The 12,962-nt window shown below is 43.9% G+C and carries 9 protein-coding genes; 5 read left to right on the forward strand and 4 right to left on the reverse strand.

Annotated elements, in window-relative coordinates:
• Positions 1-52 precede the first annotated feature (52 nt).
• The 3 genes from ACGF63_RS02495 to mfd form a co-directional block, all read right to left on the reverse strand.
• Positions 53-898 carry a TauD/TfdA family dioxygenase gene (locus ACGF63_RS02495; protein WP_081738259.1) on the reverse strand — a complete coding sequence of 282 codons (846 nt, stop codon included), beginning with the start codon at positions 896-898 and terminating at the stop codon, positions 53-55.
• Positions 899-910: 12 nt separating this feature from the next.
• The gene (gene pvcA / locus ACGF63_RS02500) at positions 911-1,888 is read right to left on the reverse strand and encodes an L-tyrosine isonitrile synthase (protein WP_036849246.1); all 978 of its coding nucleotides are present in this window, start codon (positions 1,886-1,888) and stop codon (positions 911-913) included.
• A gap of 698 nt (positions 1,889-2,586) precedes the next feature.
• Positions 2,587-6,033, reverse strand: coding sequence for a transcription-repair coupling factor (mfd, locus tag ACGF63_RS02505; RefSeq protein ID WP_387628626.1), 3,447 nt, complete (start codon positions 6,031-6,033; stop codon positions 2,587-2,589).
• A 197-nt stretch (positions 6,034-6,230) separates the two neighbouring features.
• Between mfd and lolC the strand changes: the two genes are divergently transcribed.
• The 5 genes from lolC to pepT all read left to right on the forward strand — a co-directional run bounded on the left by lolC (position 6,231) and on the right by pepT (position 11,626).
• A complete protein-coding gene (gene lolC / locus ACGF63_RS02510; RefSeq protein ID WP_387628629.1) occupies positions 6,231-7,433 on the forward strand; it encodes a lipoprotein-releasing ABC transporter permease subunit LolC in 1,203 nt (400 codons plus the stop codon).
• Positions 7,426-8,130 carry a lipoprotein-releasing ABC transporter ATP-binding protein LolD gene (gene lolD / locus ACGF63_RS02515; RefSeq protein ID WP_152961767.1) on the forward strand — a complete coding sequence of 235 codons (705 nt, stop codon included), beginning with the start codon at positions 7,426-7,428 and terminating at the stop codon, positions 8,128-8,130. The genes lolC and lolD overlap by 8 nt, the downstream gene beginning before the upstream one ends.
• On the forward strand, positions 8,130-9,377 hold the full coding sequence (gene lolE / locus ACGF63_RS02520) for a lipoprotein-releasing ABC transporter permease subunit LolE (RefSeq protein WP_152961768.1): 1,248 nt from the start codon (positions 8,130-8,132) through the stop codon (positions 9,375-9,377). Before lolD ends, lolE begins: the two co-directional genes overlap by 1 nt.
• 91 nt (positions 9,378-9,468) lie before the next feature.
• The gene (cobB, locus tag ACGF63_RS02525) at positions 9,469-10,311 is read left to right on the forward strand and encodes a Sir2 family NAD+-dependent deacetylase (RefSeq protein ID WP_036849257.1); all 843 of its coding nucleotides are present in this window, start codon (positions 9,469-9,471) and stop codon (positions 10,309-10,311) included.
• Between the two features lie 55 nt (positions 10,312-10,366).
• The gene (gene pepT, locus ACGF63_RS02530) at positions 10,367-11,626 is read left to right on the forward strand and encodes a peptidase T (protein ID WP_036849259.1); all 1,260 of its coding nucleotides are present in this window, start codon (positions 10,367-10,369) and stop codon (positions 11,624-11,626) included.
• A gap of 206 nt (positions 11,627-11,832) precedes the next feature.
• On the opposite strand, the gene ACGF63_RS02535 is transcribed toward pepT, so the two are convergent.
• Positions 11,833-12,954 carry a cupin domain-containing protein gene (locus ACGF63_RS02535; RefSeq protein ID WP_036849261.1) on the reverse strand — a complete coding sequence of 374 codons (1,122 nt, stop codon included), beginning with the start codon at positions 12,952-12,954 and terminating at the stop codon, positions 11,833-11,835.
• Positions 12,955-12,962: the final 8 nt, after the last annotated feature.

Consider the following 12,962-nt stretch of genomic DNA (forward strand, 5'->3'; position numbering starts at 1 on the left):
GTGACCAGCATACTACAACGGGAGTCAAGATAATGGATTCTTTTAGCCCTTTTTATGCGATTAATGCTTGATTGTTAAAGACCGGATCAGACTGAATATGGATCCTCTGCAAATGTCGTTCTGATTTAGACGTGAATCCTTCACGCCCATGTAGCAGAGAGAAATTATCCACAATCACTAAATCACTTTTTTGCCATGCATGAGCATATAAATGGCGCTTATCGTATAGCGTATTGATAAAATCTTGTTGAAATTCTGCTACCTGATCAGGATTGATATTATGATACTCAATAGCATGTTTATTCAGAAATTTCTCACCATCTACTGCGGGTTCATTATATCTGATAACAAATCCATTTCCATCGGGATGTTTTTCCAATAAAGGCGAATGGACTTCGCCACCATAATGAGTGACTTTATTAATACGATAAGTAACAGATATATTTTTCCATTGTTCTAATTGCTGCTGAGTTGCATTAGCAACCACAAGGTGGGTATTGACGAAGGTTGTTCTACCTCCTTGGTCACCATCTGGCGCGTGTGCGCAATGGAACATAATAAATTCGGGAATGGTCGGTTTATACATGCCATCCCAATGAAGCGGCATATAACTGTTATCAAATACGTGATCGGTCGCATCCTGATGTTCACGGACATCTAAAACAGCACCGAACGGCCACATCATTATTTCTCCCCAATCACGGGCATAATCTTCATATTTTTCGTGATCAGATAAGTCAGATTTGAAGCCACGTAATATCAGTAAGTGATGTTTTTTGGTCAGTTTTTTTAATTCTTCCACTGATAACGTATTAATATGCTGGCCGGAATATTGCGGTGTAATCTTCAGGCCAAAAGGTGTCATCTCTTCTGTCTGAAATTTATTTAAATTTGTCATAGTCATTTTCCTTTAAATTACATAATGGCTGGGTTTTCCATGAATATTTACTAATTTTCCGCCCATCATTTGAACTTCTTTATGTTTCATTAATATGAACTGCCCATTTACATTGGCTGCGACACCATGCCAAGGGGTTAACCAATCATCCCTGGTTGGCATCATATGAATACCGAGTTTAATACTGTCTGCTGGTTGAGGATGAATAGACAGACGTATGGCTTCTGGGAAATGCGTATCTAATAAACTTCCCCATGCCCAACTCCGCTGAATAACACCAATAGCTCTTTGTTTGGCATCTTTTTGCAGGGCATTGTTTGAGCCGGTATAGCCGGGTAATAAGCTGTCTTCATATAAAAAGCGGGTAACCGCGCGATACAATTGCAATCCATCACTGTTTTGTAACAGTTGGTTTTTAATGGATTCCTCAGTTCGGGCGTAATGTTTTACTAACATATGCCTCTGTAAATCGAAATCATCACTGTGCTCGCAGAGGTTCTTATCGTCATTGAGATTAAATGTACTTAAGTTTATAGCCCCCATCTCATTGATTAATTGTTTAATATCTTCATGATATTGACTGATAACCTCATCACTGACACGAATGAGATCGCCGAAAACATGCCCATCGGAACAGATAATAATACGGGCGCCAAGAGGATAATAAAGCTGTATTCGCTGGCACAGAGAATTAAGAAAACTCAAAGATAAGCGTTCTGCCATGTCGGGAGCAGTGCCAAGCACTTTATTTTTATTTGGTGATTTTGTTGGGAATGCCGGCAAAATAAATTCGATAGGTTTTTTATTCCTGATGAAATATGCAATTCTGGGTAATTGTACGCTTTTAACAAGCGCTTCTTCTTGCGCTAAATCTCTTTCTGAGTCGGTAAGACGTCTGCGGTATTGTAACAACTCATGTAGAATCTGCATGGAAATATTGCTAGAAGAAACATTATCAGAAGTAACGTTATTGTAAGTAATGCTTTGCATAATGACTATTTCTCTTTCTTGTCATAAATATCTATTCTCTTAAAAACAGATAAATACGAGTTTAACTAATTGGTATAGACGAAGTGTAAAATAGTGCAATTAAAATATAATATAATATTTAGGAATAAATAATAATTTATTTTCTAACAAACAATATGTTTGAATGTAATTTTTATAATCACTCAATATATTTGATTGATTGTTTCAATAAAGCACAGTTTTCCTGGGTTATTAGAATCTCATATTACTGGTACGATCACTTTAATTAGATACCACTTAAGGTTAGGTGAGGTTAGCTAAATGAGGTTGTTGCACCATTTTATATCAGCAATTTTTCTGAAACTTATCGCAAATAAGACGAGTAAGGCATATCTTTATTTTATCTAATATATTGTTTCTGGTTATGAAATGTGTAAATTACATAAGTAATGGTTATGATTATAACAAGAGAAATAGGATTTAAGTTAAAAAAGTAAACTATATATAAGGTTGATAATATAAGCTGCTATTATGAATATAACTCTATTTGGCTATTATTTTCTGAAAACTGAATTTTCCTCTAATTCAATCAGGCAATAGTCCGGATTCCATATGAATATGGCGGTATTATGATTATTTCAGAATAAATATTAATGAGTAAATCACAGTACTTCCCCACGGACTGATAATTAATCACAGGGGAAGTGTAAAAAAACAGCTTAGAAGCTCACTTGATGGTGTTCAAAAGTACTCAGTAATTGCTGAATAAACTCCAGACGCGCCATCCTCTCGTTCAGGTCAGTAATGAATTTCAATTTAGCGGGGCCATCCAACCGGTAAATCTCAGGCTGTCTCTGTAACAGGCTGATCAGATAAGTGGGATCAACTTTATTTTTTTCACTAAATTCGATGAAACCGCCTTTTTCATGGGCTTCTATGCGCTTAATCCCTAATTTCTGAGCGGATAAGCGAATGGCCGCTGATTGTAATAAATGGCGCCCAGGATCAGGTAATGTGCCGAACCGGTCTACTAATTCAACCTTTAATTCTGCCAATTCTGATTCGTCTCTGGCGCTGGCAATGCGTTTATAGAAAGATAAACGCATATTGACATCAGGAATATAACTATCAGGCAGTAAAACAGGCAGACGCAATTCAACGTCTGTCTGGTTATTCACTAAGTCTTCAAGTGAAGGTTCACGACCTGCTTTTAATGCATTGACTGCACTTTCCAGTAGCTCCATATAGAGTGTGAAGCCAATAGTTGTCATCTGACCACTTTGTTCTTCACCGAGAAGTTCACCGGCTCCGCGGATCTCAAGGTCATGAGTCGCCAGTGCAAAACCAGCGCCTAAATCTTCAAGGGAGGCGATTGCTTCCAGACGTTTGTGCGCATCGGTTGTCATTGCCTTCGGATGTGGCGTCAGAAGATAAGCATAAGCCTGATGATGAGAGCGTCCGACACGTCCTCGTAGCTGATGCAATTGAGCCAGGCCGAAATGGTCAGCACGTTCAATAATGATAGTATTGGCACTGGGAATATCAATGCCTGTTTCAATAATGGTGGTGCAAATCAGGACATTAAACCGCTGATGATGGAAATCGGTCATCACCCGTTCCAAATCCCGTTCACGCATTTGCCCATGACCAACGGCAATCCGTGCTTCTGGCACTAACTCTTCGAGGCGCAGTTTCGCTTTCTCAATATTTTCAACATCATTATAGAGGTAGTAGACTTGACCACCGCGCAAAATTTCACGTAGCATTGCCTCCCGAACAACCAGGCTGTCATATTCGCGCACGAATGTTTTGACCGCCAGGCGACGGGCGGGCGGTGTCGAAATGATCGAGAGATCCCGCATACTACTCATTGCCATATTGAGCGTTCGTGGGATAGGGGTTGCGGTGAGCGTCAGAATATCCACATCGGCGCGCATAGCTTTGATTTGCTCTTTGTGGCGAACACCAAACCGGTGTTCCTCATCGACAATTAATAAACCAAGGTCTTTCCAGCGCAGGCCACTTTGCAGCAATTTATGAGTACCAATAATAATATCGACTTTACCTTCAGCCGCCATTTCAACGACCTGCTGCTGTTCTTTCACGCTGCGGAAACGGGAGATCATTTCAATTCGTACCGGCCAATTAGCAAAGCGGTCACGGAAATTATCAAAATGTTGTTGAGCCAGAAGGGTTGTCGGAACCAATACCGCCACTTGCTTGTCATTATGGACTGCCAGAAATGCAGAGCGCATTGCCACTTCGGTTTTACCGAATCCCACATCGCCGCAAACCAGGCGATCCATCGCTACGGGTTGACACATATCATTGAGGACAGCGTTAATAGCTTGCTCTTGGTCTGGCGTAGTTTCAAATGGAAAGCTTTGACAGAACAGTTGGTATTGTTCCCAATCATGTTTGAAAGCAAATCCTTGTTTCACGGTGCGGTGAGCATAAATATCAAGCAGCTCCGCAGCCACATCGCGTATTTTTTCAGCTGCTTTCTGGCGGGCTTTGCTCCATGCCTCTCCGCCCAATTTATGTAATGGCGCATTTTCATCTGCACCACCTGCGTAGCGGCTAATCAGATGCAGGGAAGACACCGGAACATAGAGTTTGTCGTTACCGGCATAACTCAGGATCAGATATTCAGCCTTGATCCCCCCTGCTTCCAGAGTGGTTAACCCCTGGTAACGGCCAACGCCATGTTCCAGATGGACCACTGGCTGACTGGGGTGTAATTCTGCAAGGTTACGGATCAGGGTATCTGTATTGATTGTGCGGCGGGTATCCTGACGGCGGCGAACAACACGCTCACCGAGCATGTCACTTTCACAGATCAGAGCAAGCGCATTCTTTGCATCAATAAAACCATGTTCAGCCGCACCAATCATTAAAAAGTGGCCTGATTGTTGTGCTTCATGTAATTTGCTGATTTTAATTGGTTTAATCTTTATTCGTGACAACAATTCTTGCAACGTTTCTTTTCGGCCTTCACTCTCAACGGAGAAAATAACGCGGCCAGTGAACTGTTCAAGGAAACGGCGAAGCTTATCCAGCGGTGCCTTATGTTGTGCAACCACGGCGAGATCCGGCAGTCGCTGATAATCAAGATTGATGTGGCTGGCTTTTTTACTGAGCTCTTCTGTTTTGAGTTGAATGCGGGGCCAGTTTTTGAGTTCTGAGAATAGCTTATCAGCCGGAAGCCAAAGTTCTTCCGGTGGTAAGAGAGGACGCATGGGGTCAACTTTACGGCTCTCAAAACGTTGTTGAGCATCTTGCCAGAAACGTTCTGCGGAGGGGTTTATCTCTTGATTGATAATCAAGGTGTTGTCTGGCAGATAATCAAATAGCAAAGGTAAGGGCTGGTTGAAAAACAGGGGTTGCCAGTATTCTATCCCTGCCGGTAATGTCCCTTTACTGACCTGCTGATAAATATGCTCACCGTCACGACGGACTTCAAAACGTTCCCGCCACTGGCTACGAAACAGTTCAATCGTCTCTTTATCCGTTGGGAATTCATGAGCAGGCAGTAAGTTGATTTGCTTGACTTCGGTCAGCGTGCGTTGGCTGTCAACATCGAAAATTCGCAGACTATCAATTTCATCATCGAAAAAATCAATACGATAAGGGTGCTCGCTCCCCATTGGAAAAAGATCAAGCAGTGCGCCACGGGTAGCAAATTCGCCATGTTCAAGAACTTGTTCAACACTGCGATAGCCCGCTTGTTCCAATTCAGTACGCAGTTTATCCCGCGAAAGCCTCTGACCTTTGCACATAACCAGCGCATGCCCGTGCAGAAACTCATGCGGGCAAACCCGTTGCATTAAGGTATTTATCGGCAGGATTAAAACACCTTTGGTCATTGTTGGCAGACGGTAGAGTGTGGACAGGCGATTGGAAATAATTTCCTGATGAGGAGAAAAACTGTCATACGGCAATGTTTCCCAGTCAGAAAGGAGATCAATAGGACAATCGGTAAACTGATGGATTTCATCATGCAGACGTAGAGCGTTTTGCATATCCTTGGTTATCAGTACCACAGGGCCTTGATGGCGTTCGACAATTTCAGCACACTCTACAGCATAAGCGGCACCAGTAAGTTGGCCTAACTGGCGGCTATTACCGCGGCGTTCAGGAAGTTCATAACGGTATTTTGAGGACATAAGCGTTAATGTGTTCTCTATGATTCAGTCCATTCCCAACAGATTTTCGACGCATAATGGTCTTAAAGTAAATACGCTGGCAGGTTGAGAGAAAATAAAAAAAACCACAGATCCGGGCGTTGGTGGTTCCATAAAGTATAGCTACCCTTTATTATCCCCGAACACTTTGCTTTGGCAACAGGGGAGTAACAGATTTCATGTTTCAATCTGTCTCATTATTTATAGGTTTGCGGTATATGCGTGGCCGTGCGGCTGACAGATTTGGCCGGTTTGTTTCATGGCTGTCGGCAATTGGTATTACTCTCGGTGTTGCTGCATTAATTACAGTACTGTCCGTGATGAATGGTTTTGAGCGTTCACTGGAAACCAGTATTCTTGGTTTTATGCCACAGGCTGTTGTGACGTCGGTGAAGGGTTCTCTGGATCCGGAAAAACATCCGGCCAGCGAGCTTGCGGATTTGAAACAAGTTAGCAGGATTACACCTTTGGTGATGGGAGATGTCGTATTACAAAGCCCCCGCAATGTCGGTGTAGGCGTGATGTTGGGTATCACTTCTGATGAATATGAGCCGCTGACGGAATATCTGATCAACACTTATCGTCAGCAACTTGAACCCGGCAGCTATAATGCGATTTTGGGCGAAAAACTGGCCAGGGAGCTTGGGATAAAGCGTGGTGATCGGGTCCGCTTCATGGTGCCGGGGGCCAGCCAATTGACACCGATGGGGCGTATTCCCAGTCAGCGCCTGTTTACCATTGTGGGTACTTTTGCTTCTAACAGTGAAGTAGACGGCACACAGGTTCTGGTTAATCAGCAAGATGCGGCTCGTCTGATGCGTTATCCGCAGGGTAACATCACCGGCTGGCGTCTCTATCTCACAGAACCCTTGGCTGTAGATAGTTTGAGTTTACAAACCTTGCCCGAAGGGTTGTTGTGGAAAGATTGGCGTGAACGTAAAGGTGAATTTTTCCAGGCTGTCAGGATGGAAAAAAACATGATGGGTTTATTGCTGAGTTTGATTATTGCTGTAGCTGCATTCAATATCATTACTTCGCTTGGCTTGCTGGTGATGGAAAAGCAGGGTGAAGTGGCGATTTTGCAAACACAGGGATTGGTACGCCGTCAGATTATGACCGTTTTTATGATCCAGGGAGCAGGTGCCGGGATCATCGGTACATTACTGGGAACCGGGCTTGGTGTTCTGCTTTCCAGCCAGCTTAATAACTTAATGCCATTGGTTGGCCTGTTAACCGCAGGTGTTGAATTGCCTGTTGCGATTGAGCCATTACAGGTAGCCACAATTGCAATTTCAGCGATGGTTATCGCCTTGTTATCTACGTTATATCCTTCCTGGCGTGCTGCTGCCATTCAACCTGCTGAGGCTTTGCGTTATGAATAATCAACCATTACTGCTGTGTAATAATTTGTGTAAAAAATATCAGGAAGGGCAAGTACTGACCGAAGTGCTGAAAAATGTCACTTTTGCTATCAAACCGGGTGAAATGATGGCGATTGTGGGGAGTTCCGGCTCAGGTAAGAGTACGCTGCTGCATTTGCTTGGTGGATTGGATACACCGACCTCCGGTGAAGTCCTTTTTAAAGGGCACTCTTTGAATAAAATGTCTGCCAAAGCCAGAGCAGCACTGCGCAACCATGAATTGGGTTTTATTTATCAGTTTCACCATTTGTTGCCTGATTTTAACGCAATAGAGAATGTGGCGATGCCACTGCTGATTGGCGGAAAGAACCGCAGTCAGGCACAAAAGAAAGCATTGGAAATGTTGGCGGCTGTTGGTCTGGAGAAACGGGCCCATCACCGCCCGTCAGAATTATCAGGGGGTGAGCGCCAGCGAGTGGCGATTGCCAGGGCCTTGGTTAATGAGCCGTCTTTAGTTTTGGCTGATGAACCTACCGGTAACCTTGATTTACGTAATGCAGATAGCGTTTTTGAATTATTGGGCGAACTTAACAGACAGCAAGGCACAGCATTTCTGGTTGTCACCCATGATTTGACACTGGCTGGCAGATTGAATCGTCAGGTGGAGATGCGGGATGGTTATTTACAGGATAAATTGACCCTGGCGGGGGCATTGTAATGGCGAATTTGCCTCTCTCTTTAGTCACGGCTCTGCGATTTAGCCGGGGGCGTCGTCGGGGTGGAATGGTATCCCTGATTTCAGTGATTTCTACGCTGGGGATTATGCTTGGTGTCGCTGTTTTAATTATTGGTCTGAGTGCCATGAATGGTTTTGAACGGGAATTGAGAAACCGGATCCTTTCTGTCGTTCCTCATGGTGAAATCTATGCGGTCAATCAGCCTTTTGAGCAGTGGCGGCCAGCATTGGAACGGGTAAAAAACACAATCGGCGTAGTGGCTGCTTCACCTTATATTACTTTTACCGGATTAATGGAAAAAGGTGCCAGCTTACATGCTGTTCAGGTGAAAGGTGTTGATTTAGTCACTGAGGCTCAGGTCAGTTCATTACCACAGTTTGTACAAGGTAATGCATGGCAAAACTTTCAGGCAGGTCATCAACAGGTCATTCTTGGGCAGGGGGTTGCTAATGCTTTGAAGGTTAAGCAGGGCGATTGGCTGACTGTCATGATCCCGAACAGTGATCCAGAAATGAAACTATTGCAGCCAAAGCGGATCCGTTTACAGGTTAGTGGAATTTTTCAGCTAAGTGGCTTACTTGATCATAGCCTGGCTTTGATTCCTTTGGCTGATGCACAGCAATATTTGGATTATGACCAGGGGATCACCGGCATTGCTATCAAGGTTGATGATGTGTTTGCCGCTGATCAACGGGTAAGAGCTGCCGGTGAAGCATCACAAGAATATGTCTATATCAGTAGTTGGATAAGAAATTACGGTTATATGTATCAGGATATTCAGATGGTACGCGGCATTATGTATCTGGCGATGATTCTGGTGATTGGCGTGGCATGTTTTAATATCGTTTCTACGCTGGTTATGGCGGTAAAAGATAAAAGCAGGGATATCGCTATCTTGCGAACCCTCGGCGCGAAAGATGGGCAAATCAGAGCGGTTTTTCTCTGGTATGGATTACTGGCGGGTATGGCAGGCAGTATTGCCGGCGCGGTAGTCGGCGTGTTGGCATCACTGAATCTGACGGCCTTGATTCATGGTCTGGAAAAACTGATCGGCCATCAATTTCTTTCTGGCGATGTTTATTTCATTGATTTCCTGCCATCTGAGTTACATAGCATGGATGTGCTGTATGTTCTGGCGACGGCTTTGATTCTGAGTTTACTGGCAAGTTGGTATCCGGCCAGACGGGCAAGCAAACTTGATCCGGCGCGGATTTTAAGTGGGAAATAATAAACCTGCTATTGGCATGAGCTAAACAAAGGCGCTATGGTATAAAAAACAGAAACCTAAGCAATATTGAGAAATCTTATAAGGAAATCATATGCGTGTTCGTCGTCGGCTTGGTCGGTTTCGTAAGGTTAAGCGTTTGCGGCATCAGAGGTTTCGTAGCCGAATTTTTTATAGGGATAATCGATTGGCTCTGAATATGAAAAAACCCTATGTAGTAGTATTGACCGGTGCGGGTATTTCAGCTGAATCGGGTATTCGGACTTTTCGTTCCTCTGATGGATTGTGGGAAGAGCACCGGGTGGAAGATGTTGCTACACCTGAAGGTTTTCAGAAAGATCCAGAATTAGTACAGGCATTTTATAACGCCCGGCGTCATCAACTTCAGCAGCCAGAAATAAATCCGAATGCGGCGCATTATGCTTTGGCGGCACTGGAAAATGAGCTTGGCGATCATTTTCTGCTGATTACCCAGAATATCGATAATCTTCATGAAAGGGCGGGCAGCTATCGTACTGTGCATATGCATGGTGAGTTACTCAAAGTCCGTTGCTGTCAGTCTGGGCAAGTGTTTGAGTGGACAGGTCCTCTGACAACTGATGAACGTTGCCATTGTTGTCAGTTTCCATCACCGTTGCGTCCGCATATTGTTTGGTTTGGTGAAATGCCTTTTGCTATGGAGCAAATCTACTCTGCACTGGCTCAGGCGGATATTTTTATTGCTATCGGTACCTCCGGGCATGTTTATCCTGCGGCTGGATTTGTGCATGAAGCTAAACTGGCAGGGGCACACACAGTAGAGCTGAATCTGGAGCCGAGTCAGGTAGAGAGTCTGTTTGATGAAAAGCATTATGGACCAGCCAGTAAGATAGTGGATGAGTATGTCCGAAGATTAATTAATAAGATAAAAGAATTTAAAGCTGACTTGACGCAATAATTATTCTGTTTCTCTTCCTCATAATGGGCTGTCAGGTTCCTGGGGGAAGAGAATAATGGACAGACTACTAGAGCGTTTTTTAAAATATATATCTTTTGATACTCAATCAAAGCCGTCAGTGAAAACCATTCCCAGCAGTGATGGTCAGCTTGAACTGGCCAAAGCGCTGAAACAAGAGCTGACCGAGCTGGGTTTCTCCAATGTGATACAGAATGATTATGGCTGTGTTATGGCAACATTACCTGCCAATACACCGTGGCCTGTACCGGCTATCGGTTTTATTGCTCATCTTGATACTTCGCCAGATTTTCCTGGAAAAAATGTCAGCCCACAAATGCTGGAAGATTACCGGGGTGGTGAGATTGCCCTGGGGGCGGGTGATGAAGTGCTATCGCCAGTCATGTTTCCTGTATTGCATAGCATGTTGGGGAAAACATTGATTACCACAGATGGCAGAACGCTGCTTGGTGCTGATGATAAAGCGGGTATTGCAGAAATCATTACTGCAATGGTTCGCCTGAAAAACAGCAATATTTTACATGGTGATATTCGGATAGCGTTTACGCCTGATGAGGAGACCGGCAAGGGCGCTCGCTATTTTGACATTAATTCATTTGATGCTGAATGGGCGTATACCGTAGATGGTGGTGGTGTGGGTGAACTGGCGTTTGAAAACTTCAATGCGGCGGTGGTAACAGTCAAGATTGTTGGCAACAACGTTCATCCTGGTAATGCTAAAGATGTCATGATCAATGCTTTATCGCTGGCAATCCGTATTCATCAGGAATTGCCATCGAAAGAAACACCGGAACATACCGACGGATACGAAGGTTTCTACCATCTGAAACGTATTAAAGGTACGGTGGAGCGCGCCGAAATGCACTATATTATTCGTGATTTTGATCGGAATAACTTCGAAGAACGTAAAAAGAAGATGATCAAAATTGCGGAAAAAGCCGGTGAGGGATTGCACCCTGATTGTTATATCGAGCTGACTATCGATGACAACTATTACAATATGCATGATGAAGTTATCAAATACCCACATGTTATTGAGATTGCCAAACAGGCGATGTTGGATTGTGACATCGACCCCATTATTAAACCCATTCGTGGTGGTACTGATGGGGCACAATTGTCATTCCGTGGTTTGCCTTGCCCGAATATATTCATGGGAGGGTATAATCATCATGGCAAGCATGAATTTGTTTCATTGGAGGGAATGGAACAGGCTGTGAGTGTGGTCATGCGTATTGCTGAGTTGACTGCACTGTTGTCTGAAAAAGTTGAGAAAAATCCAAGAGCTTTACACTAATCCTGGCGCCACAGGCTTTTGCATTTACTTCATCCATTATTTAAAATTTTCTCAGGCGGGTATAACGATAATTAAAGCAATCACGATTAATACAACTTTTCGATAACTGCCTTTTAATCGGAAGATCTGATTAAAAGGCAGTGAGTTAATAACCGGGTGAGAAGTGACACAAAATTATTTAAAGGCACACCTTTTATGATGATGTATTAATCATTAAAGTACCAGTAGCCACTGTTTACCAATGCAGTGAGCAGGCTGATAAAACGCACATCATCTATCGCTTCACCCAGCATTTCTGCATTAATCTCATAATAGTGGCAAAGAACATCAGCGGCTTTAATATGAGGTGTCTCTATTAATTCACCGTTAACAAAGCACTGATCACCAATTCTTATAACGCGCAGTCCGTTAAGGCGGTGGAGATTTTCACCTTGTTTCATTAATTCATAAATTTCATCACTTTCATAGGGCGGCTCTGGTGGGGCAATATCAAGCTCATGTCGGGACTGAGAGATGAATTCACCAAACCATTGTTGGAAAGTTTCAGGTTGTGCCAATAACTCGTTCATCATTGCGTGCAGCGCAGATAATTCATGTTGCTGGACCAGTGCCGGGTTTTCGCGGGAAGTCAGATCAGGATCGCTATAGCGATAACTGCCTAAATCATTAGCCAGCACATAATCGGCAAAACTACTGAACAATTCGCGGGAATTGGGGGCGCGGAAACCAACTGAATAATTCAGTGAGTCTTCAGTCGCATAACCTTCATGCGGAAACCCAGGTGGAATATAGAGAATATCACCGGGTTCCATCTCTTCATCAATAATGGCGTTAAATGGATCGACCTGTAATAGATCGGGATGAGGGCAGCGCTGTTTCATGGGGATCTTTTCCCCAACGCACCAACGGCGGCGACCCATTCCTTGAATGATAAACACATCATATTGGTCGAGATGCGGGCCAACACCCCCACCGGGAACAGAGAAGGAAACCATGAGATCATCCATTCGCCAGTCAGATAACACGCGGAATGGTTGCATTAATGCAGCGGAAGGATGATGCCAGTGATTAACCGCTTGTACCAACAGTGACCAATCCTGTTCACCTAAATGATCGTAACTTTCGAATGGACCATGAGAGACATCCCAACGGCCATTTTTCTGGCTGACCAGACGGCAGTCAACTTCATTCTCCATAGCCAGACCTGCCAGCTCATCGGGAGTAAGTGGATCAATGAATTGACGGAAGCCTTGTTTAATCAGTAAAGGGCGTTTTTGCCAGTGATTTTGCAAAAACGCCTGCCAGTCCAGATTCAACTGATAGTCCATAGTGACAT

The sequence above is a fragment of the Photorhabdus sp. RM322S genome, from assembly GCF_042879395.1.
GTDB lineage: Bacteria > Pseudomonadota > Gammaproteobacteria > Enterobacterales > Enterobacteriaceae > Photorhabdus > Photorhabdus khanii.

Coding starts and splice junctions, on each gene's coding strand:
- lolD (WP_152961767.1), top strand. CDS start 7,426: ATGAATAATCAACCATTACTGCTGTGTAATAATTTGTGTAAAAAATAT.
- lolE (WP_152961768.1), top strand. CDS start 8,130: ATGGCGAATTTGCCTCTCTCTTTAGTCACGGCTCTGCGATTTAGCCGG.
- ACGF63_RS02495 (WP_081738259.1), bottom strand. CDS start 898: ATGACAAATTTAAATAAATTTCAGACAGAAGAGATGACACCTTTTGGC.
- mfd (WP_387628626.1), bottom strand. CDS start 6,033: ATGTCCTCAAAATACCGTTATGAACTTCCTGAACGCCGCGGTAATAGC.
- pvcA (WP_036849246.1), bottom strand. CDS start 1,888: ATGCAAAGCATTACTTACAATAACGTTACTTCTGATAATGTTTCTTCT.
- ACGF63_RS02535 (WP_036849261.1), bottom strand. CDS start 12,954: ATGGACTATCAGTTGAATCTGGACTGGCAGGCGTTTTTGCAAAATCAC.
- cobB (WP_036849257.1), top strand. CDS start 9,469: ATGCGTGTTCGTCGTCGGCTTGGTCGGTTTCGTAAGGTTAAGCGTTTG.
- lolC (WP_387628629.1), top strand. CDS start 6,231: ATGTTTCAATCTGTCTCATTATTTATAGGTTTGCGGTATATGCGTGGC.
- pepT (WP_036849259.1), top strand. CDS start 10,367: ATGGACAGACTACTAGAGCGTTTTTTAAAATATATATCTTTTGATACT.